General features: G+C 45.2%; 24 protein-coding genes and 1 other RNA gene. 16 read left to right on the top strand and 9 right to left on the bottom strand.

Annotated features, from left to right (window positions below):
- The first annotated feature begins 16 nt into the window (after nt 1-16).
- Nucleotides 17-1,093, top strand: a complete 1,077-nt coding sequence (locus tag H8698_RS09740; protein WP_249313286.1) for a sensor histidine kinase — start codon at nt 17-19, stop codon at nt 1,091-1,093.
- On the top strand, nt 1,086-1,790 hold the full coding sequence (locus H8698_RS09735; protein ID WP_249313283.1) for a response regulator: 705 nt from the start codon (nt 1,086-1,088) through the stop codon (nt 1,788-1,790). Before H8698_RS09740 ends, H8698_RS09735 begins: the two co-directional genes overlap by 8 nt.
- Before the next feature lie 43 nt (nt 1,791-1,833).
- On the opposite strand, the gene H8698_RS09730 is transcribed toward H8698_RS09735, so the two are convergent.
- On the bottom strand, nt 1,834-2,097 hold the full coding sequence (locus H8698_RS09730; RefSeq protein ID WP_249313281.1) for a putative Se/S carrier protein: 264 nt from the start codon (nt 2,095-2,097) through the stop codon (nt 1,834-1,836).
- A 167-nt stretch (nt 2,098-2,264) separates the two neighbouring features.
- Between H8698_RS09730 and H8698_RS09725 the strand changes: the two genes are divergently transcribed.
- Nucleotides 2,265-2,945 (top strand): JAB domain-containing protein, encoded by a 681-nt coding sequence (locus tag H8698_RS09725; RefSeq protein WP_249313412.1) that lies wholly within the window; start codon nt 2,265-2,267, stop codon nt 2,943-2,945.
- On the opposite strand, the gene spoVAE is transcribed toward H8698_RS09725, so the two are convergent.
- Entirely contained in the window at nt 2,935-3,291 is a 357-nt protein-coding gene (gene spoVAE / locus H8698_RS09720; RefSeq protein ID WP_177680978.1) for a stage V sporulation protein AE, read from the bottom strand. The genes H8698_RS09725 and spoVAE overlap by 11 nt on opposite strands.
- A gap of 87 nt (nt 3,292-3,378) precedes the next feature.
- Here spoVAE and H8698_RS09715 point away from each other — a divergent pair, with 87 nt between their 5' ends.
- A complete protein-coding gene (locus H8698_RS09715) occupies nt 3,379-4,107 on the top strand; it encodes a YebC/PmpR family DNA-binding transcriptional regulator (RefSeq protein ID WP_249313279.1) in 729 nt (242 codons plus the stop codon).
- Between the two features lie 43 nt (nt 4,108-4,150).
- Here H8698_RS09715 and H8698_RS09710 read toward each other — a convergent pair whose 3' ends face one another.
- Entirely contained in the window at nt 4,151-4,825 is a 675-nt protein-coding gene (locus H8698_RS09710; protein WP_249313276.1) for an MmcQ/YjbR family DNA-binding protein, read from the bottom strand.
- Nucleotides 4,826-4,935: 110 nt separating this feature from the next.
- Here H8698_RS09710 and ssrS point away from each other — a divergent pair.
- A non-coding RNA gene (ssrS, locus tag H8698_RS09705) (6S RNA) lies at nt 4,936-5,125 on the top strand.
- 9 nt (nt 5,126-5,134) lie between these two features.
- On the opposite strand, the gene H8698_RS09700 is transcribed toward ssrS, so the two are convergent.
- Nucleotides 5,135-5,974: a pyridoxamine kinase gene (locus tag H8698_RS09700; protein WP_249313274.1), complete on the bottom strand. Its 840-nt coding sequence runs from the start codon at nt 5,972-5,974 to the stop codon at nt 5,135-5,137.
- A gap of 161 nt (nt 5,975-6,135) precedes the next feature.
- Between H8698_RS09700 and H8698_RS09695 the strand changes: the two genes are divergently transcribed.
- Nucleotides 6,136-6,636: a hypothetical protein gene (locus H8698_RS09695; protein WP_249313272.1), complete on the top strand. Its 501-nt coding sequence runs from the start codon at nt 6,136-6,138 to the stop codon at nt 6,634-6,636.
- 31 nt (nt 6,637-6,667) lie between these two features.
- Nucleotides 6,668-7,201 (top strand): rubrerythrin, encoded by a 534-nt coding sequence (gene rbr / locus H8698_RS09690; protein ID WP_177680994.1) that lies wholly within the window; start codon nt 6,668-6,670, stop codon nt 7,199-7,201.
- Between the two features lie 53 nt (nt 7,202-7,254).
- Here rbr and H8698_RS09685 read toward each other — a convergent pair whose 3' ends face one another.
- Both H8698_RS09685 and H8698_RS09680 read right to left on the bottom strand, forming a co-directional pair.
- Complete coding sequence (locus H8698_RS09685; RefSeq protein ID WP_249313268.1) at nt 7,255-8,775, bottom strand: family 10 glycosylhydrolase; 1,521 nt, start codon at nt 8,773-8,775, stop codon at nt 7,255-7,257.
- 14 nt (nt 8,776-8,789) lie between these two features.
- Nucleotides 8,790-10,694: a dienelactone hydrolase family protein gene (locus H8698_RS09680; RefSeq protein ID WP_249313266.1), complete on the bottom strand. Its 1,905-nt coding sequence runs from the start codon at nt 10,692-10,694 to the stop codon at nt 8,790-8,792.
- A gap of 130 nt (nt 10,695-10,824) precedes the next feature.
- On the opposite strand from H8698_RS09680, the gene H8698_RS09675 reads away from it, so the two are divergent.
- The 6 genes from H8698_RS09675 (at nt 10,825) to H8698_RS09650 (ending at nt 13,377) form a co-directional block, all read left to right on the top strand.
- On the top strand, nt 10,825-11,601 hold the full coding sequence (locus H8698_RS09675; RefSeq protein WP_249313264.1) for an alpha/beta hydrolase family protein: 777 nt from the start codon (nt 10,825-10,827) through the stop codon (nt 11,599-11,601).
- 526 nt (nt 11,602-12,127) lie between these two features.
- A complete protein-coding gene (locus tag H8698_RS09670) occupies nt 12,128-12,379 on the top strand; it encodes a helix-turn-helix domain-containing protein (RefSeq protein ID WP_249313262.1) in 252 nt (83 codons plus the stop codon).
- 19 nt (nt 12,380-12,398) lie between these two features.
- Nucleotides 12,399-12,632 carry a helix-turn-helix domain-containing protein gene (locus H8698_RS09665; RefSeq protein WP_249313260.1) on the top strand — a complete coding sequence of 78 codons (234 nt, stop codon included), beginning with the start codon at nt 12,399-12,401 and terminating at the stop codon, nt 12,630-12,632.
- On the top strand, nt 12,633-12,887 hold the full coding sequence (locus tag H8698_RS09660) for a helix-turn-helix domain-containing protein (protein ID WP_337399433.1): 255 nt from the start codon (nt 12,633-12,635) through the stop codon (nt 12,885-12,887).
- A gap of 21 nt (nt 12,888-12,908) precedes the next feature.
- The gene (locus H8698_RS09655; RefSeq protein ID WP_249313253.1) at nt 12,909-13,130 is read left to right on the top strand and encodes a helix-turn-helix domain-containing protein; all 222 of its coding nucleotides are present in this window, start codon (nt 12,909-12,911) and stop codon (nt 13,128-13,130) included.
- Between the two features lie 19 nt (nt 13,131-13,149).
- The gene (locus tag H8698_RS09650) at nt 13,150-13,377 is read left to right on the top strand and encodes a helix-turn-helix domain-containing protein (RefSeq protein WP_249313251.1); all 228 of its coding nucleotides are present in this window, start codon (nt 13,150-13,152) and stop codon (nt 13,375-13,377) included.
- A gap of 11 nt (nt 13,378-13,388) precedes the next feature.
- Here the strand turns inward: H8698_RS09650 and H8698_RS09645 are convergent, their stop codons facing one another.
- Nucleotides 13,389-15,611 (bottom strand): EAL domain-containing protein, encoded by a 2,223-nt coding sequence (locus H8698_RS09645; RefSeq protein WP_249313248.1) that lies wholly within the window; start codon nt 15,609-15,611, stop codon nt 13,389-13,391.
- A 176-nt stretch (nt 15,612-15,787) separates the two neighbouring features.
- On the opposite strand from H8698_RS09645, the gene H8698_RS09640 reads away from it, so the two are divergent.
- Genes H8698_RS09640 through H8698_RS09630 form a run of 3 tightly spaced genes read left to right on the top strand, consistent with a single transcriptional unit; the run spans nt 15,788 to nt 19,272 of the window.
- Nucleotides 15,788-17,281: a sugar ABC transporter ATP-binding protein gene (locus H8698_RS09640; RefSeq protein WP_249313246.1), complete on the top strand. Its 1,494-nt coding sequence runs from the start codon at nt 15,788-15,790 to the stop codon at nt 17,279-17,281.
- A 17-nt stretch (nt 17,282-17,298) separates the two neighbouring features.
- Nucleotides 17,299-18,264: an ABC transporter permease gene (locus tag H8698_RS09635; protein ID WP_177678148.1), complete on the top strand. Its 966-nt coding sequence runs from the start codon at nt 17,299-17,301 to the stop codon at nt 18,262-18,264.
- Between the two features lie 33 nt (nt 18,265-18,297).
- Nucleotides 18,298-19,272 carry an ABC transporter substrate-binding protein gene (locus H8698_RS09630; protein WP_249313244.1) on the top strand — a complete coding sequence of 325 codons (975 nt, stop codon included), beginning with the start codon at nt 18,298-18,300 and terminating at the stop codon, nt 19,270-19,272.
- Between the two features lie 160 nt (nt 19,273-19,432).
- On the opposite strand, the gene ptsP is transcribed toward H8698_RS09630, so the two are convergent.
- Together ptsP and H8698_RS09620 are read right to left on the bottom strand one after the other, a co-directional pair.
- Complete coding sequence (gene ptsP / locus H8698_RS09625) at nt 19,433-21,061, bottom strand: phosphoenolpyruvate--protein phosphotransferase (protein WP_249313242.1); 1,629 nt, start codon at nt 21,059-21,061, stop codon at nt 19,433-19,435.
- A gap of 49 nt (nt 21,062-21,110) precedes the next feature.
- Nucleotides 21,111-21,368, bottom strand: a complete 258-nt coding sequence (locus H8698_RS09620) for an HPr family phosphocarrier protein (protein WP_249313240.1) — start codon at nt 21,366-21,368, stop codon at nt 21,111-21,113.
- Between the last annotated feature and the right edge of the window lie 164 nt (nt 21,369-21,532).

The raw sequence follows: 21,532 nt of genomic DNA, 5'->3' as shown, positions 1-21,532 counted from the left end.
TCGGAGGGCGGAAAAAATGAAATTGAATTTAAAAGCGCTGTTTCCTTTCACCGTGCGGGACGGGCTGGTAATGCTGTTTTTTTTGGCTGCAGCAACGCTGCTTTGCTGTGTTATCCGAATTTTTGACAGCGGAAATGTCTACGTTTCTATGATATATTTGCTGGCAGTGCTGCTCACATCCCGGTTTACAAACGGATACCTATTTGGAATTCTGTCGTCAGTCGCGGGTGTGCTGTGTGTGAATTATATTTTTACATTTCCTTTCTTCGAGTTTAATATGACCATGGCCGGATATCCCATTACCATTATCAGCATGCTGACGGTGTCGGTCATCACCAGCACCATGACGACACAGATTAAACAGCAGGAAACTTTAAAGGCCACAGCGGAAAAGGAAAAAATGCGCAGCGACCTGCTTCGGGCTATTTCTCACGATTTGAGAACGCCGCTGACCTCCATTGCAGGCATGAGCGATATGCTGATGGAAGACGAACAAAAATTTTCACCGGAAGAACGGCTGGAAATTCACAAAGAAATTCGAGAAGACGCAAGCTGGCTCATTCGCATGGTGGAAAACCTGCTTTCTATTACCAGAATTCAGGAGGACACAAAAACCCTGGACAAAATTCCCGAAGCGGCGGAGGAAATTATTTCGCACGCAGTCCTGCGTTTAAAAAAGTATTATCCAGAAGCCTCGGTTACCGTTTCTGTTCCCCAAAAAATTCTGTTTGTTCCCATGGACTGTGTTCTAATTGAACAGGTACTGATTAATTTAATGGAAAATTCCATCCGCCACGGCAAATGCGCAACGGAACTGAAAGTAGATGTGAAAATCGAAAGCGGCTGGGCGCGTTTTACTGTAACAGACAACGGCTTTGGCTTTCAAAAGGAGATATTGGATAAAATTAACGACGGAGAATTTATCGCCGCGTCGCAAACACAGGACAACAACCGGAATATGGGCATTGGGCTTTCTGTATGCTCGTCTATTATAAAGGCCCACGGTGGTGTAATGAAGGCGGAGAACGGCAGGGACGGCGGCGCTTTCGTCAGCTTTTACCTGCCACTTGACGAGGAGGAAAATAATGAGTAGAAAAAAAACAATTATGGTTGTAGAAGATGAAAACAACATCTGCAAATTCATAAACGCACTGCTTAAAACCAACGATTACACCGTGGTGACAGCACCCGACGGCAACACAGCACTAACCATGATTCCCAGCTATGTGCCCGACGTAATCCTTCTGGATTTGGGGCTCCCCGACATTGACGGGTTAGATATTATAAAAGATATTCGAAAATGGTCGAACATCCCCATTATCGTAGTTTCTGCTCGGGAACATGAAAACGACAAAATTGCCGCTCTGGACGCAGGAGCCGACGATTATATCACCAAACCGTTCAGCGGCGGCGAATTGCTGGCCAGAATCAGAACGTCTCTCAGACACAAGCGGATGAACCTTGACGAAGGCCTGGAAAAAATTAAAACCTATCAGTCGAAGGATTTAAAAGTCGATTTTGAAAAATATATGGTAACCGTACGAGAAGAAGCTGTGCACCTGACAAATATTGAATTTAAAATTATTGAGCTTTTGTCTAAATATTCGGGCAAGGTGCTGACCTACGACTATATTTTAAAAGAAATTTGGGGTCCTTATGCCAGCGAAGACAACAAAACCCTCCGGGTAAACATGGCAAACCTGAGGCGCAAGTTAGAGAAAAACCCTGCCGAGCCGGAATATCTGTTCACAGAGCCAGGCGTTGGATATCGCATGGCGGAAAGCGAATAAACAAAACCGGACTTTTCAGAATTGAAAAGCCCGGTTTTTTAATTTACCTTATTTCTTCATAGCTTCTTCTGCCGCTGGTGTCGGTAAATTCAGCAAATATCCTGCTGTAGCCAACCCCGTTTCTGCGGCACAGGGAAGTAAGCTTTAAAGCGTCGCCCCTTGCGCATTTCGCCGCATAGGAACAGCCGCCGCGGCTCAATTCCTTTGGCGTTTGAATAATTTTAACAAAAAGTCCGTTATCCTCCGCCAGCCGTTTAAACCGAAATGCCGCAGTCTGCGACACAAATGTTACAAGACATCTTTGCATACTTTCACCGCCGCTTTCATTCTATATAACATTATATTCTGAAAATTCTGTTTTGACACAGCGGCTTTTTGGCAAACATCTTAAATTTGTGAAAAAAGGTTGAAATTTTCTGAAAAAAAGTGTAAAATAAAATATATGTTTTTATAAAGGATGTGTGCTTGAGCGAAATGGACGATGCAATTCACAAAAATCACCGCGAACGCATGCGAAAACGCTTTTCAGAACACGGTTTCGACGGTTTTGCTGAACACGAGGTTTTGGAAATGCTGCTTTACTACGCTATCCCCAGACGCGACACCAATCCTTTGGCACATTCCATTTTGAACGAATATAACTCAATTGCAAACGTGTTTGAGGCAGACGTGTCTGAGCTGGCCAAGCTTCCGGGCCTGAGTGAAAGCAGCGCAACGCTCCTTTCCATGGTGCCGCACCTTTCCCGCGTTTACGAAAAATCGAAATGCGACAGGGACAATTTGCTGCACGACACCGAAAGCATTGGCCAATATGCAGTTTCTCTTTTAAAAGGCAAGGTGAACGAAGAGTTTGCTTTAATCTGTCTGGACGCAAACCGGCGCGTTCATTGGAGCGGCATCATAGCCAAGGGCACCATTGACAGGATTGAGGCTTATCCACGTCTGGTTGTTGCAGAGGTGATTAAGCACAACGCGAAAAACGTTGTCTTTGCGCACAACCATCCCCACAGCACGCTAATGCCCTCTGCTGCCGATAAAAACACAACGAAAAAGCTGGCAGAGATTTTAAAGGGCATTGACGTTGCCGTGGCCGACCACATAATAGTTGCGGGGAACCGGTTTTACAGCATGGCGGAAATGGGATTTATTTTTTAGCCTTTGGCTTGAAAATTAAGGCCATGACAAAGCCAAACACAACGGCTGCGGCAATTCCTGCGGCAGAGCCTGTTACGCCGCCGGAAAAAATTCCCCAAAAACCGTGGTCCTGCACACCCTTTGCTGCGCCTTTCGCCAAGGTATATCCAAAACCCGTCAGCGGAACAGTGGCGCCTGCACCTGCAAATTCTACCAACGGTTTATACACGCCGATTAAGGTTAAAAATACACCCGCCGTGACGTAGATAACCAAAATTCTGGCCGGGGTGAGTTTAAATTTGTCTATTAACACCTGTGCAATGGCGCAAAGAAGCCCGCCTACACAGAACACAATAAGATATTGCATCGTTTTAATTTCCTTTCAAAATGGATTTTTATTTATTTTACGATTATTATAAAAAATTATACAAAATTAAAGTTTAGGAGCGATGATATGTCAGGACATTCCAAATGGGCAAACATCAAACATAAAAAGGAGAAATCCGACGCGAAAAAGGGTAAGATTTTCACAAAACTGGGACGTGAAATCACCGTGATTGTAAAAGCGGGCGGCCCGGACCCCGAATCGAATTCCAAGCTTCGCGACGTCATTGCCAAAGCAAAGGCAAATAACATGCCCAACGATAACATTGACCGATGCATTAAAAAGGCCTCCGGCGAGCTTGGAGCGGACAACTATGAAGAAATTACCTATGAGGGATACGGTCCCAGCGGCGTTGCCGTAATTGTGGAAACGCTGACGGACAACAGAAACCGCACGGCAGGCGACCTTCGGCACTATTTTGACAAGTTTGGCGGCAATCTTGGCCAAAACGGCTGCGTAAGCTTTCTGTTCGACAAAAAAGGCGTTATCATTATTGACAATTCGGAGGAAGAATTAGAAGAAGACGCCGTTATGATGGACGCGCTGGACGCCGGCGCAGAGGATTTTACCGCCAACGAAGACTGTTTTGAAATTTTGACCTCAACAGATAATTTCAGCAACGTGCGCGACGCGCTGGAGAAAAAGGGTTATTCGTTTGCTTCTGCTGAAATTGAACAAATTCCGCAAACCACTGTGACGTTAACAGATGAAAAAGACCTTTTGTTTATGGGCAAACTTATTGATAGTTTAGAAGATAACGACGACGTGCAAAGCGTTTGGCACAACTGGGAAGAATAGGTTCAAATTTAAAAGCCGCAGCACAAAAGCTGCGGCTTTCTTTTTATTTCTTTTTTGCCAATTGATAGCTTGCATCAATCCGGCTTAAAATTTCGCAGATAGGAACGGAGCCGTTTAAGCAGATTGTGTACCAGTGTTTTTTATTCATGTGGTATCCCCCAAAAAAGCGTTTCCCATCAACAATTTGTTCAATTTCCTCCGGCAGGGCGCGCAGGTCTAAAATTTCAACGATTTCAGAACCATCAAGTCCAAGTTTTGTTTTTGGCACTTTTAGAAACGCAGCATACCACTTTTGCGTGTCCTTCCTTCTTAAAATTGCGTTATCCGGCAGCTTGCTCCACAAAAATTCCAGTTCATCGCCATAGGTCTTTTCTGCATATTCCATAATCTGTTTTGCCTGCTCGGTTTTAAAAACCTCATAATAAAAACAGCGTTCAGCAATTTTTACCAGCACTTCCTCACAGGCCGCTGTGACAGTTCCCACAAACCCGCCTCCGGCGCCCGGCATATGCACCAAAACATATTCCTCCCGAAGAAACGCGTCGAAAACCTTAACAGAAACTTTTCCCGCGTCAGACACAAAAATCTCCATTTCAAACTCACCGTTAAGCAGTTCATATGAATTTTGATAGCCGCCGTCTGATTTTGCAAACCCATTGGCCAATAGACGGTTAAAATCCGGCACCCTGTTTTTAAAAATTGCTAATGTGTCAATCAAAACAAAACCTCCATAAAGAACCGGACGTTTTAATTTTTAAATCTTTGTAACAAAACAAAAAATGTATTGATATTTTATTGCGCCGGTGGTATAATAAGTTTAACAAAAGAGCCTCCCTGGGATGTTCGTGATTTACGATTTTTATTTTACCAACATTTTTTATAAGGGAATCTAACTTCGTCTGTGGCGCATATGCCCCCCGCGGATACGCGGCCAGGGGACATGTAAAGCAGATGAGAGGATACCCACCTGCTTAGGCAGGTAAAAATAAATCGAACAACACGGCACCCTGGGGACTTTTTTGTATTTTTATGATAGTAGTCCCAAAGCGGCCAAAAGCTCTTTTGTGCACAGTTCAAAGTTCACCCCATAGCTTCTGTCGCCTGATGTTTTTCTGGTTTTTAAAATACAGTCAATTACATATTCGGCCGCAATTTCGGCCGCTTTTTTTGTGTCTTTTCCAAGCATTACAGCCGCTGCCAGCGCGCTTGCAAATACGTCGCCTGTGCCGCTGTAAAAAACGTCGATTTTTTCGGTTTCAATTATTTCCAGCCGAACGCCGTCCCACACTGCCGTGCCCACTTTTTGCGGCCCTGAATGAATGCCTGTCAGAACAATCTGCCCCCGGCACACAGGTTTTAGCTTTTCAATCATGGTCTCGATGTAGTCTTGTGAATGCGTCCCGCTTTCAAACGGCACATCAGTTAAAAACGCCGCCTCCGTCACGTTGGGAACAATTATGTCTGCTTTTTGAAGCAGCCGTTTCATCTCTTTGGCAAAAGACTCATCAAACCCGTCATACAGCCTGCCGTTATCCCCCATTACAGGGTCAACCAAAACAAACTCTGACGGCAACAGTTCCATGATTTTTTCAACGCAGGACACCTGCCTCTTCGAGGCTAAATATCCTGTGTAAATTCCGTCAAACGTCAGTCCCAGCGACTTCCAGTGTTCGGCTTCCATCAGTAAATCGTCAGTTAAATCGCGGAACGTATATCCCGAAAAACCTGTGTGGGATGACAAAACCGCCGTTGGCAGCACACAGGTTTCAATGCCCGCCGCGCTCAAAATTGGAATGGCCGCTGTTAAGGAGCATTTCCCAAAGCACGATATATCGTTAATTGCAATGATTCTTTTCTGTCTGTTCATAAAACGCTCTCACATTCATATCATTTAAAGGTATTATACCATAAAATAAGTTCATGTTCCATATAATTTGTTCACAAAATTTGCATTGAAATTATAAAAATCGTGTGGTATAATAAATTTAATTGCAAAATTTTGTTGATACTGCAGAAAGGTTGAATACTATGAAAAAATTAATTGGCTTTATTTTAATATGCGCAGCACTTTTAACGGTTTCAGGCTGCGGCGGAAATAAAAATCAAGAAAACACAGACCCTGCACAACCGTCTTACAACACTGAGGCCACTGAATCGGACGAAGGCGTTCAGACCACTGAAGACGGATCGTTAATTGTTCCTTCCTATTCAGAAGGATATGGAAACAGCAATGGCAGGCTCATTGTGACAACACCGGAAACCAACGGTAACTATGATGTTTTAACATACAATTTTCCCAACAGCACGTTAGAGTCAATCACCTATGAAATGCACTTTGCCGACGAAGCACAGGCAAAAACAATTTTTGAAGAAAAGCAAAAAGCAAACGCGGCCGACTTAAAAATTGAGGGAAACGTTGTAACTTACACCGACACCGACAGCAATTGGATTGGCCACAAAAAGCGTGATTTAATTGATAACCTTTCCAAAACATGGGAACAGCTGGGCTACAAAGTAACAAATGAATAAATTAAAATTTATGTAAAGGAGTGTTTTGATGATGGAATTAAAAGGTTCAAAAACAGAAGCAAACTTAATGGCGGCATTTGCAGGAGAAAGCCAGGCAAGAAACAAGTATACATACTTTGCAAGTGTTGCAAAAAAAGAGGGATATGAACAAATTTCCGCTATTTTTCAGAAAACGGCGGACAACGAAAAAGAACATGCAAAAATGTGGTTTAAGGCACTGGGCGAGCTTGGCGACACAGCGAAAAATTTAGCCGCTGCCGCCGACGGTGAAAACTATGAATGGACAGATATGTATGCCGGTTTTGCAAAAGATGCAGAAGAAGAGGGCTTTACAGAGCTGGCTGCTAAATTCCGCGCCGTTGCCGTAATTGAGAAGTCCCACGAGGACAGATACCGCGCCCTGCTCTCCAATGTTGAGATGCAAAAGGTGTTTGAAAAGAGCGAGGAAACTATGTGGGAGTGCCGCAACTGCGGACATTTGGTAATCGGCAAAAAAGCGCCTCAGGTTTGTCCTGTTTGCGCACACCCTCAAAGCTATTTTGAAGTGCGCGCTGAAAACTATTAATATAAATTTAGTCCGGTGCAGAAATTTTTCTGCACCGGACTTTTTTGCTCTTTTTATGTTTCGCCGTCTATTATCAGTTCCACCCGTTCTACCGTTATATTGTCCAGAATGTAATCTGTTCTGTCAATTACCGCAACGGATACAATGGTTTTATCCGACAAAAGACAGCCGTCAAAACATTCGGAAAGAACCAACAGTTCAGACGGATTATCTGTCATGCAATAAGTTCTTCCTGATGGTTTTTGCGGCTCAGGCCAAAATATTTGCCTGTCTATGAAATGAAAATTTTCGGAAATATTCTTTCGTTCTGCGCCGTTAACCAAAACTGCAAAATGGTCAATGCCCTCTTTGGCATTAGATATCAACAGCTTTACGGTAGCTTTTCTCCCACCAAAATCACCAATCGTTTCAACAGGAATATCCACGAAACCTCCGTCATTGGGAATCTCTGCAGGCAGCGGAGCGTAACAGTTTGTGGTAAAACTTCCGGTTATATAAGGATAACCGCCGCGCCGTTCAGCCACATATTTTCTTTTTTTGTTCGCATCCTGCGATTCTATATAGCTTTCATAATATTCCTTAAAATCCTGGCCTTCTTCATAAGCATCGCCAGAAGACGCCTGGTCAACGCCGATTTTTTTCATTTCATTTACAGGCGCCGGAGCGAAATTAAACCCCACTATGCCGTCTGCGCCCTTGTAAAACCAATTTAAAATGAGGCCCCTGTAAAACTCTTTTGGCATAAAATGGAGCGCATCAGACGAGTGGTGTACGTCCCAGCAGGGATAAAGCATAACATCGTGTCCCATAGTAATTTGTTTATACCAATCCACTTCAACGGTTACACTTCGAGAACCAAGTACAAGAAAATCTACAGCATCCTTTTGAATCCAACTTTCCACGTCAAAGCCATCATCATGACAAACTCTGTTATTTTCCGGAACCTTTGCTCCAATTTTTATTGCCGGACTAATTCTTTTTATGCGATTTTTTAAATCGCACATAAACTGCGTTAAACAATGCCGCTCCTCCCATTGCCTTCCCACCGGCAGGCAGGGCAAATGTCTCGAAAAATCAATACAAATCCCATCAAAATTATATTTCCGCATAATACTTGTGATATAATCCAGCTTAAATTGACGCAGGCCCTCCGAAGCAAAATTCCAATGCCCTTCGCGCCACCAAGTTTTAATAATCCAATCAGGATGGGAAAGTTTCGTTTTGTTCCAGCCATCTTTTCCCTTTAACTTTTTCACATGAGAGCTGTCAACCTCGGAAATTCTGTGATGAAATATACTTTCAATTCCCCGTTTATGGCATGCATCAATTAAAACCTGCATCATGTCAATACCGCGTCCTTTAAAACATTGATAAATGTCTGTGTTGTTGCTCTCGCACTCCTGTGGAAGAAAGCAATGACTTTCCCACAAAATCGCATCTACTTTCATGCCAAGCTTATCAATATTATAAAAATAACATTTCTCCAATTTTTCAGCAGCATTAACATCAGGATTTGCCAATATATAATTCCATCCGAAATTATAATCTGCCTGCAAAATAAACTTTTTTTCCATGCCAAAAACCTTCTTTAATGAAACTCTAAATATTCCGTGGTCATGCGGTTTTTGTTCTTATCTGTCACCTCAACATAAAAGCCCTTAGCATTTGCCGGAACAGAAACGCTTATTTTCCCCGTTTTCGGATTTAAGTCCACCGTTGTCCATTCGGTGGTGGCCTGGCTTCCGGCTCCGTTTCCATACACCATTCCTGTGGTGTTGTAAATCAGCCTCGCTTTTTCCAGTCCTGCTTCTGCTTCACAGGTGAACGACGCGGTTCTGCCGCTTAACGAAATTTTACTCAGTTTTGGCAGCGCCGGGCCGCCTTTCAGCATGTGGTCGGCATAGGAAAACAGCTCGTCAATCTCGCCGGTTCCGCCTGAACCGTGCTGCTGCGAATGGCCGCCGCCTAAAATAATCAGCACGTCTGAGTTGGTTTCTAAAGCACACTGTGTAGTGGCATGCAGTGAGAAAAACGTGTCGTTAGACACATTGATCCAAAAGACAGGCATGTTTGCATCAACCGTATTTTTAAAGGTATATTTTCCGTCCCAAACACTGGTGGGATGAATGGTGCCCGTGCTCATAGGCAGATTGCCGCAGCCGTAAACCGGCATTGCAAACTGAAATCTGGTATCCTCACCCATACCGCGGCTTGCGATAATGCCGCCCCAGGAAATGCCGGTTAAACCAATTTGATCTTTTTGCACCTCCGGCATGGCGTTTAAAAGGTTATAGGAAAGGCTGATGTCAGACGTCGCGTGATACATAAACTGGTCTTCTTTTTCGCCTTGCAGTGCCGTATCACTGATGTCTGAACGCCGGGGGCCGGGGTTATATTGAAGCGCCGAACCGTCCGGCATGGTGTTGTCATTTTTTGCATCCGGCTCTCTCCAGTAAAACGAAATTGCCGCATAGCCCTTTTTGTTCCAAAGCTGCACCCAATCTTTATACGCATGCCCGGCAGCGCCGTGAGTCAGCACCATTGCGGGCACTTTGTTTTCCGCAGAAGCGCCCTCCGGCAGCCCCACATAGGCAAACACCTGAGTGGGCAGGCCGTTATATTCCATTCCGTCGAAGAAAACGCCGTTTAAATTTCCCTCACGCATTTTGGAAATGACGTCATAGCGCACCGTTCTCTGCTTGGGGTCGGTTACGTCTTTTGTATATTGTTTGAAGGGATTTTCCTTTTCAAACAGTTCTTTTGCAACCAGGTTTGCCGCAAACTTTGCACCGGTTGCACTGAAATGAATGTAATCTTTGTTTTCTGCCGCCTGTTTTGCCGAATCGCTTACGGCGCCAATCTGCTCAAAATAGGAAAGCTGGCTTTTAGACAAAAACAGCGCGTCGTATGAGGTCCTCACCTTTCCGTCCTTTTCCGTGCCCTGATAGTCCTTGTAATTTTCCCGCATTCTGCCGTTCAAATCTGCCACCGTAAATCCAAAGCTTGCGGCCACAGATTTCACGCTGTTAATTAGCGGGTTCAGCCGATTGTTCGCATCAATGGTGCTGCCAACAGCCGCAGGTGTAACAAAAATGCCCTGCGCGCCTGCCGCTTTTATGCCCTGTGCCAGCTTTAACAGATATGCGCTGTAATAGTTTTCGCTTTTTGCGGGATCAACGCTGTCTGCGCCGAACGCCACCATCACAAAATCACCTGCAGTCACACGGGGCAAAACCTCCTGCCATGCGCCGTTTTCAACATAAGAAGCCAAATTCTCCTCATTTTCAGCGCAGTTTTCCACCGTAATATTCGTTACCACGTCCGCCACATATTCGCCCCAGCCCTGCTGCGGAAATTTGTCCGCGCCCTGGGCGGCGGCTACGCCGTCACCCACAATAAACAGCGTGGGCTTCCCTTCTTCAGCAAACACTGCATAGCAGGAAAGCATGGCCATAACAGCCGCTAAGGCCAGCAATAACAGTTTCTTTTTCATTTTCGTGTCTCCCCTTTTTTTCAATATTTAAAATAATTATATCCCAGCCCAAACAAATTGTCAACACACGCGGCAAAAGTGGTTGAAAAATAAGCCGCGTTTTTGTATAATAAAAAAGAGGTGACAAGCAATGAACGAATTAAAAGCTGAAATAAATCGTTTAAAGCAAATTAAACCGGGCATAGATTGTTCCTATAAGACCGTGAACGGCGTTCGGCTGCCGGTGGAAATTTATGTTCCCGAGGATAACAAAAACAAGCAAACCCTTGTAATTGCAATTCACGGCGGAAGCTGGTATGCCGTGAAAGAAGACGCAGTCACCTGGGACGGCAGCTGGATGAATTTTCAGGCGCAGTATTATGTAAGCAAGGGCTTTACTGCCGCTGTGTTTTCCTACCGCTCCATCGACTTTGACGAAACCACAACCGTATTCGATTTAATTGACGACTGCAAGGATGCGGTTGCCTTCATACGCCGGCAAACCGAAACAACGCGGCTAATTTTAATGGGCGACTCTGCCGGCGGCCACTTAAGCCTGATGCTCGGCATAGACGACAGCATAAACGCAGACATGGTGGTTGCCGCCAACCCGGTTTTAGACTGCACCGAACCAAGCTGGAAACACATTGCAAAAACAGAGCAGGATTTTATTAAGGCCTCGCCTGCTTTTCATATTCAAAAAATAAAGCCTGCGCTTTTGCTCCTGCACGGCGACAGCGACACTGTAGTAAACTGCAAAATTACAGAGCGTTACTGCGACAGTATGAAGCAGCAAAAAAACGACTGCGAATATATTCCGCTGCACGGCGCAGAGCACGCATTCCTGCTGCAAGGCTACCGTTCAAAGGACGAAGACGTGATGCGATATATGAACATGATTGATGAATTTATTGAAAAACGGACATAAAAAAAGCGGGTAATTACCCGGGAAAACATGTATGACGAAGAAAACAAAAGTTTTTGTTCTGTTTATGGAGTAAAAAACAAAAAACAGGCCGAAGCCTGTTTTCTGCGCCTTGACAGGGGCGCTTTCGCCGCACACGCACGCACTCACACACTCACACATTCACACACAAATACACACACATAAAGCATATCCAAAGCACACTCGCAAACACGCACACTGCCCCTTCAAGGCTTTCCGTTTTGATCTCCCATAATCTTAAAAGGGTAAAGATGCGGCGTCGGAAAGTCGCACCTATAGGGGATTTATGATTGCGGGAAAGAGATGTCCTGTGGATTTTATACTTCATTTCTTTCCCGCATGTAACCAAAACTTGACAAAATTTTTCCGCAATGATATAATTGAACTGCTACGTACAATGAAATAACACTTGGGGAATATTCTGCTCTTTTTTGGTTATGTTTATATTATATCCCCAAATTTAGGTATTGTCAATACATTTTTATCCATTTTTGGGGTTTTGTTAAATTTGAACAAAATTGAGGTGTTAAAATTGTATAAATCAAACAATATCGCAGACAGAATTAAAATTCAGGCCTACAGTAATGACCTTTCTCTAAATAAAATTTTGGAAAACTGCGGATTAGGCAAAAATACGATTTCCCACATAAAAGCTGGCTCTATTCCAAGGGCTGACAATTTAGCAAAAATTGCTGATGAACTTGGCTGTTCAGTAGATTACCTTTTAGGACGAACAAATAATCCTGAAATTAACCACTAAAAATAGGGGGCGGCAATTTGTGTATCAATCTGAGAATATCGCGAAACGTGTTAAATTGATAGCAAAGGCAAACAATGTCGCTATTAAAGACTTGTTAAATAAATGTGGTTTAAACAAAAATGCTCTGTCTTCAATGCAGTGCGGTGGCTCAATACCAAGAGCCGATAACTTGGCAAAAATCGCAGATTATTTAGGTTGCTCCGTCGATTATCTTTTGGGACGAACAGACGATACTGAATTACATCAAAAATAAATGAGGTTATTTCTTATGTATGAGGCAATGCAAATATCTAAGAGAATTAAAAAAATAGCAAAATCAAAAAAGATTACGTTAAATGAAATGCTATCTGCCTGTAATTTGGGGATTAACACTATTTCACATATGAATCACGGTTCTGTACCTAAAAGTGATACGCTCGCCAAAATAGCGGACTACTTAGACTGCTCCGTCGACTATTTGCTGGGTCGAACCAACGAACCAAAGTCACACCATTTTATAAAATTATAAAATGAGGCTGGTCTATTATGTATGAGTCAGTTCAACTCTAAGAGAATAAAAAAAACAGCCAGAATGAAAAAAATTGTCTTAAAAGATATGCTGGAAGCGTGTGGACTTGCAGAAAACACACTTTCAAATATGAACAGCGGGCGCACGCCGCTTAGCAGTAACTTGGCCAAAATCGCGGATTATTTAGGCTGCTCCGTAGACTATCTGCTGGGCCGAACCGATAATCCTGAAATTAATCACTAATTAGGGGGACGGCCAATTTATGTATAATTCATACGACATTGCAAAAAGAATTAAACATATAGCAAAATTAAGAAAAATTATTTTGCAGGAGATGTTTGAAACGTGCGGCATGGGGCACAGCACCATGTCGCATTTTACAAGCGGCACAATTCCAAGAGCCGATAATTTAGCTAAAATCGCAGACTACTTGGGCTGTTCCGTAGACTATCTGCTGGGCCGAACTGACAATTCTGAAATAAACAAATAAAACCGCAGGACTTAACTTGTCCCGCGGTTTTTCTTTTCCCACCATGTTTCAAATTCTTCAACCGGCAGGGGCCTTGAAAATATAAAGCCCTGCACCAGGTCACAGCCCACCGTTTGCATATAGCTAAGCTGTTCCTCTGTTTCAATTCCCTCCGCCACAGAGGTGAGCCCCAGTTTTTTAGAAAGTGTGATGAGGCAGTCTATCACGTCCCGGGACTTTTGGTCTTCAATGTCTTTAAAAAATCTGCGGTCAAGCTTAATCGCATCAATGTCAAACTCTTTCACCAGCCCCAAAGACGAATAACCAGAACCAAAATCGTCCAGCGAACACTGAAACCCCAGCTCGTGCATCTGGCGGATACGCTGTTTCACAATGTTAATTTTGAAATTATCAAAGAAAATCGACTCTGTCAGCTCAAACTCTAAAAGACCGCTGGGAATGTTGTGCCGTTGTGCCGTTTCAGAAAACCATGTTAAAAAATTCGGGTCGTCAAAGTGCCGCCTTGAAAGGTTCACAGAAATGGGAATAGGCTTATTGCCGCTTTTTATCCACCGCTCCAAACAAACACACGCCTGCTCAAACATATAGCGGTCTAACCGGCAAATTTTGTCGCTTTGCTCAAACAGTGGAATAAACATCCCCGGGCTTATCATGCCCCGTTCCGGGTGGTTCCAGCGCACCAGCGCCTCTGCCCCGCCAACCTGCCCATCTTTTAGCCGCACCTTTGGCTGTAAATACAGTGTAAAATCGTGATTTTCCAGCGACGGCTCAAAGGCCTGTTCCAGCTCCTGCTCCTCTTTCATACGCTCTGTATAAGCGGCGTCGTAAAAGGCGCAGTCCGTATTTTCGCCGTCAAGCCTACTCTGATACGCTATGCGTGCCCTGTCCTGAATAATAGTAATATCTAAACTCAAATCCTCTACAATATACGCTCCCTTTAAAACCGTAAGGTGGTAAGGCGTTTCAATCAGTTTACTAAACCGGTTTAACTCCTTTGTCATCTCCTCAAGCCGGGCCGAAATCACTTCTCTGCTATGCTCTTTTAGGCACAAAAAGAAGTTGTCCGCCGAACTGCGGGCCACAATTTCACCTGGCTTTAACATGCCGCTCAAAGTTTCATAAACATAGCGCAGAGTTTTATCCCCTTGCTCGGTTCCAAAATTCTCGTTAATCAGCTTAAAGTTCTTAATATTAAACAGAACAATCGTAAACGGAGGCGGCTCCGCTTCCGTCAGCTTCATATATGCCTCACGAAACGCCGCGTTGTTCCTGCCGCCGGTAACACTGTCTACATAGGCAATCTGCTCTAAACGTCTGCGGCTTTTCGCGTAAAACCGGGACACGGCAAAAATGAACAGACCGAAAATCACCACAATGAAACCAATGATTAAAAAAGAGTAGAAAATATATTTCTCCGCCCGGCCCGAAATCAGGTCGGCAGGAATTAAGGTTAGCAGCGTCCAGTCGTTCACCGTTAGCGCGTGATAGGAAAGAAACAATTCTTCCCCGCTAACGGCCATGAAACGGAACACGCCCTCTTTGCGGTTCTCCAAATCCTCTTTCATTTCCATCACAGCCCGCGAAGCTTCTGATTTCCCGCTTTCATGGAAGACTGTGTCCAGCGTTAAAAAGGGTTTAATGTCTGTTGGCGAGATAATCACCTTGCCGTCGCTGTCAACAATACAGGTCAAACCCCTGCCTTCAAAGCTCGTTGGCTGAATGAGCGCCTGCATGTTTGCTTTGTTGCGCAAACCTGCCAAAACGCCTGTTATCTGATTGTTTTTATACACCGGAACGGTGTACAGCACATTTTGCCCCTCCGTATAGGCAGTTACCCGCATTTCCCCGCGGAAAGAGGCGTCAATCCCCTCCTGAAACATACTGAAAGAAAAGTCAGCAGGCACCGCCCTGCCGTCCGCTCCCAAAAAAGCCATTGCGTCAAAGCCCGAAATTTCAGACTTTCTTTCAATAAATTCTGCAAGCTCTTTGTCTGTTCCGCTCACCATGGAAATCGAGTCTGCCATCAGCTTCATTTCCATCTGAACGGCTTTCATACGGCTGGAAATGTCTCCGGCAAGCTGGGAGGACATGTCCAAAGCATAATTTTCCGTGCTATCGTGCAGAGCAGCCCGCAGAGTTGACGCGTTGATAAGCATAAATAAAAATATAAAAATCAGAAGAACCGATAAAATACCCACGCCTACCGATGGGTGAATACCTTTTTTTCCGTCCATGAAAAGTCTCCTAATGAAACGAATTTGATTATAGTTTACCATATTGCCCAAGTACAAACAACCCTTTTATCATAAAAATTTCAACTTTTTGTGTTAGAATTTCTATTTCAATTCCGACAAAAATCACTATAATAAAAGTATAAGCCAAGCAAAACGAAAAGGAGAGGTGATTAAAAATGGGTGTAATGCTTGAAATGACGGGCATTGAAAAGCGGTTCCCCGGCGTTCACGCTTTAAAGAACTGCCATTTCGACCTGAAAAAAGGCGAAATTCACGCCCTGATTGGAGAAAACGGCGCAGGCAAATCCACGCTGATGAAAATTCTCACCGGCGTATATGGCAAAGACGGCGGCACCATTTTATACAACGGTGAAGAAATCAACGTCACCACGCCGAAAGAAGCCCAAAATTTAGGAATTTCCATCATTCACCAAGAATTGAACCTAATGCCAGACTTAACGGCAGCACAGAACATTTTTATTGGCAGAGAAGCAACCAAGCTGGGCGGCCTATACCTGAGCGAATCGAAACAAAACCGCGCGGCAAAAAGCCTGTTTGAACTGTTAAATCTGGACTTAGACCCTAAAACCAAAGTGCGCGACGTAACCGTTGCCAAACAGCAAATGATTGAAATTGCAAAAGCGCTTTCGTTTAACTCGAAAATTTTGATTATGGACGAACCTACTGCAGCCCTCACCGAATCGGAAATTCGCGAGCTGTTCAAAATTATTGCGGGGCTGAAAGAGCAGGGCGTGGGCATTGTGTATATCTCCCACCGCATGGAGGAGCTGTTTGAAATTTCAGACCGCATCACCGTAATGCGCGACGGCGAATATATCGCCACAAAAACAACCGCCGAAACCAGCATGGATGAAATCATTCGCCTCATGGTGGGCAGAACCATTTATGAGCCCCCCAAAGAAGCCTCTCACGTTAAGGGCAACGACGTGGTGCTGGAAGTGAAAAACCTAAACGCCGGCAAAGAGGTGAAAGACGTTTCCTTCTCCCTCCGCAGGGGTGAAATTCTAGGCTTCGCTGGCCTCATGGGCGCAGGGCGTACCGAAACCGCCAGGGCCGTGTTCGGAGCGGATAAAATCGACTCCGGCGAAATTTTCATTAACGGTAAAAAAGCCCACATACGTTCACCCAAAGACGCCGTGAAGCACGGCATTGGCTATCTTTCTGAAGACAGAAAGCAGTTCGGCCTGGCATTGGGAATGAACATTGAGGCCAACACCGTTTTGGCAAACTATGAAAACTTTAACACTGGCGGCATTGTAAACGACAAAAAAGCGGCCGAGGCTGCAAAAAAATATGTGGATATGCTAAAAACCAAAACCCCCTCCACAAAACAGCTGGTAGGCAACTTATCCGGCGGCAACCAGCAAAAGGTGGTCATTGCGAAATGGCTGTGCCGCGACTGTGACATTTTAATTTTTGACGAGCCTACCCGCGGTATCGACGTAGGCGCGAAAAGTGAAATTTACAAACTTTTAACCGACCTGGCAGAACAGGGAAAATCCATCATCATGATTTCTTCCGAGCTTCCTGAAATTTTAAGGATGAGCGACAGGGTTGTGGTCATGTGTGAGGGCCGCATCACCGGTACGCTGGACATCAGCGAGGCTGACCAGGAAAAAATTATGAAATATGCAACAATGAGACAATAAAGAAGGAGGAAATAAAAATGAATCAAGAAAATAAATTCTCAAAATTCTTTCATTCCGCCGGTGCGCAGAAGTTCTTTGCGTTCGGAACGCTCATTTTACTGATGATTTTCTTCTCCGTCGCCAGCCCATACTTTTTCACCCCCAGCAACCTGGTTTCCATTTTGCTGTCGACCTGTGTGAACGGCGTTTTGGCAATCGGCGTTACGTTTATCATCGTAACGGGCGGAATTGACCTTTCTATCGGAACAACCATGACGTTTGCGTCTGTTGTAGGCGGCATTACTGCGGTGAACTTAGGCTTCCCGCTTCCCCTGGCCGTTTTGGTCTGCGTTTTAACCGGCGCTTTGGTTGGCCTCATCTCCGGTACACTGGTATCGCGGCTGAAAATTCCGCCGTTTATCGCAACCCTGGGCATGATGATGGTAACAAAGGGCCTGTCACTGGTGCTCTCCGGCGCAAAACCTGTATATTATCCCGACGGCTGGAACAAAATAGCGTTGGGCAACATCATTCCCGGAATTCCTAACGCGGTGCTCATTTTTGTAGCCGCAGCCATTTTAGCAACCTTTCTTTTAAACAAAACCCTGCTGGGACGCTACGATTTTGCAATCGGCAGCAACGAAGAAGCAACCAGGCTTTCCGGCGTAAACGTAAAAAAATGGCTCACCATCATCTACATGGTGGCAGGCGCATTCTGCGGTGTTGCAGGCATGCTCATGTCGTCCCGTTTAGGCTCGGCGCAGCCGGCTTTGGGCCAGGGCTACGAGCTTGAAGCAATCGCAGCGGTGGTAATTGGCGGAACATCGCTTTCCGGCGGCTCCGGCACCATTTTGGGAACGGTAATCGGTGCGTTTATCATGTCGGTTTTAACCAGCGGGCTGAAAATTATGGCAGTTCCCCAGGAGTGGCAAACTGTTGTAATCGGTGGTGTTGTAATTCTTGCGGTTTACATTGACATTTTAAGAAAAAGAAAACAAGCATAATGAAATTTTAAAAATTTAAGGAGGACGATTTCTATGAAAAAAAGACTAATGGCGCTTTCCATGGCGGCGGCAGTTTCTGTTGGCCTGCTGGCAGGTTGTGGAACAAACAGCGGCGGAGCACCCACTCCGCAGGATGGAAAACCCTATATTGCCGTTGTGGCAAAAGGCTTTCAGCATCAGTTCTGGCAGGCCGTAAAACAGGGCGCAGAGCAGGCGGCAAAAGACTATAACGTATCCATCACTTTTGAAGGTCCGGAAACAGAAGCCCAGATCGACAAGCAGGTAGACATGGTGAACAATGCACTGAGCAAAAGCCCGAAAGCAATTTGCATTGCGGCGCTTGACTCAAAAGCTCTTGCAACCTCGCTGGACATGGCGAAATCTCAGAACATTCCGGTAATTGGCTTCGACTCCGGCGTTGAATCAGACGCAGTTGTGGCAACCGCCGCAACCGACAACATTGCAGCCTCTGCGGCGGCAGCCGACAAGCTGGCAGAAGCCATTGGCAAATCTGGCAAAATTGGCATGGTGGTACACGACCAAACCTCAACCACAGGCCAGGAACGCCGCGACGGGTTTAAAAACAGAATTGAGTCGGCTTATCCTGACATTCAAATTGTAGATATTCAGTATGGCGACGGTGACCACTTAAAATCTGCCGAAGCTGCAAAGAGCATTATTGCCGCAAACCCCGACTTAAAGGGCCTCTACGGTGCAAACGAAGGTTCTGCCGTTGGCGTTATCATGGCAGTTGAAGAGCTGAACAAGGCAGATTCTATCACAGTTGTGGGCTTCGACTCCGGCAAAAAGCAAACCGACGCAGTGAGAAACGGCACAGCTTTAGGTGCAGTTACCCAGAACCCCATTCAGATTGGCTACAAGGCTGTTGAGGCTGCTGTAAAAGCAATGAACGGCGAATCTGTTGACAAGCTAATCGACACAGGCTACGCTTGGTATGACAAGTCGAACATCGACACCGACGAAATCAAGCCCCTGCTGTACGAATAGAATTCACTAACAGCCGGCAAATACCGGCAGTCATTTTCAATGGATCCCTACCCCTTAATTGATAAAACCCCTAACAAGGAAAGGCGGAGGCGCTTGTATCAGCGTCGCCGCCTTTCTTCCTTGCAAAAACGCCGCCCCCAAAATCAGGGGCGGCATTCTTTTATTTACAGGAGCTATTGCGCACCTTGTCCCTTAAACTTAAAACGAGGGAGGGGGAAACCGAAAGCTCGTCAATTCCCATCTTTAAGAACCGTTCCGTTAAAGAAAGGTCCGCACCCAGTTCGCCGCAAATACCAATCCATTTTCCGTTTTTGTGAGCGCTGTCTGCGGCAAACTGAATCAGCCGCAGTACCGACTCGTGGTGGGGATCGTAAAAACCGTCCAGTTTAGGGTTCTGCCGGTCAATTGCCAGCGTATATTGCGTTAAGTCGTTAGTGCCCACACTGAAAAAGTCCACCTCGGGGGCTAATATATCCGAAATCACAGCCGCCGCCGGCGTTTCAATCATAATGCCAATTTCCACGTCGTCTGAAAACGGCACGTTTTCTGCCGCAAGCTCAATTTTTACTTCATTTATAATCTTTTTAATTTCCAAAATTTCTTCCCTGGCAATAATCATGGGAAACATAATGGAAAGATTTCCGAAAACAGAAGCACGGTAGAGCGCCCGGAGCTGGGTTTTAAAAATATCCTGCCGGGTGAGGCAAATGCGGATAGCGCGGTAGCCCAACGCCGGATTTTCCTCAGCGTCTAAATCGAAATATTCAATTTTTTTGTCCGCGCCAATGTCTAGCGTCCGAATGATAACCTTTTTCCCTGCCATGCTTTCCAAAACCTTTTTATAGGTGGCAAACTGTAATTCCTCCGAGGGGAAATTGTTGTTTTCCAAATATAAAAACTCACTGCGGAACAGGCCAATGCCCCCTGCATCGTTTACCAAAACCGCGCCAATGTCGGAAAGGCCGCCAATGTTGGCAAAAATATTAATTTTTCTACCGTCTAACGTAATATTTTCCTTGCCCTTTAATTCCTGCAGCAGCGCCTTTTTCTTCTCGTCCTCCTGCTGCTTAAGCTTTAAAAGAGCCAGCGTGTCGGCGTCTGGTTCAATGAACACCTCGCCGGTGTAGCCGTCCACCACAGCTGGTTTTCCGTCAAACTCCGGATTAAGCGCCTCCCCTGCTCCAATCACGGCTGGTATGTTCATTGTTCTGGCCAAAATGGCGGTGTGGGAGTTTAAAGACCCCTTTTGCGTTACAAACGCCAGCACCTTCGACTTGTCCAGCTGCACGGTTTCACTGGGAGCCAAATCGTCTGCGCAGATAATTAGACCGTCGCCGGAAAGCACGGTGCCGTCTGCCGTTTGCTGAAAGCAGCGCAAAACCCGGTTTGAAACGTCTTTCACGTCTGCTGCACGCTCCTTCATATATTCATCGTCCATAGAAGAAAACATCATGGCGAAATTGTCCGCCGTCACCGCCACAGCATATTCCGCATTCATCTGCTGGTTTTCAATGATGTTGGTAACAGAGTCGATATAATCTAAGTCCTCCAACATCATTTGATGAATGTCAAAAATTTGGGCGTTGGCTTCTCCGATCTCTATTAAAGCCTTGTCATATAGCGCGCGCAGCTGCGACTGTGCCTCCTGCCTTGCCGCTTCAAACCGTTCAAGCTCGGCCTTTGTGTCCTCTACCCGCTCGCGCTTTACGCTGATTTCGCCCCGCTTAAAAAACGAAAGCCGCCCGATGGCGATTGCGCCGCACGCGCCCTTGCCCTGTATCGTAATCATTTAAAATCCCAAACCTTTCCGCCGCCTTTGGTTTGCGGCTTAAATTTACTTAAAGATTCGCTTTTAAAAACGATTCTAATGCCTCTGCGGCTTTTGTTTCATCAGCGCCGTTTACGGTAACCACAATTTCATCGCCTTGTTTCACGCCTAGGCCCATTACGCCGAACAGACGTTTTGCGTCGGCCTCTTTGCTATCTTTCGCAATCTTAATATCGGACGCAAACCCGGCCGCCGCCTTTACAAACAGCCCGGCCGGCCGTGCGTGAATTCCGTTTTCATCGGTTATTACATAATGAATTGTCTGCACTAAAAAACACCCTTTCACAAAAGTTTTCAGCGAACGCTTTCGATTTTTAAATCCGCCTATATGTACCATTTCCAAAAACGGCACTTTTTACTCTTTTAATGATTGAGTGTTTTTAATTTTTTTCACTTCCGTTTTTGATTTATCCTTTTATCAAACGCGGAATG

The organism is Congzhengia minquanensis (assembly GCF_014384785.1).
Taxonomy (GTDB): Bacteria; Bacillota; Clostridia; order UBA1381; family UBA9506; genus Congzhengia; species Congzhengia minquanensis.
The sequence above is the reverse complement of the archived record's forward strand: the minus strand, read 5'-3'. Positions and strand labels throughout refer to the sequence as shown.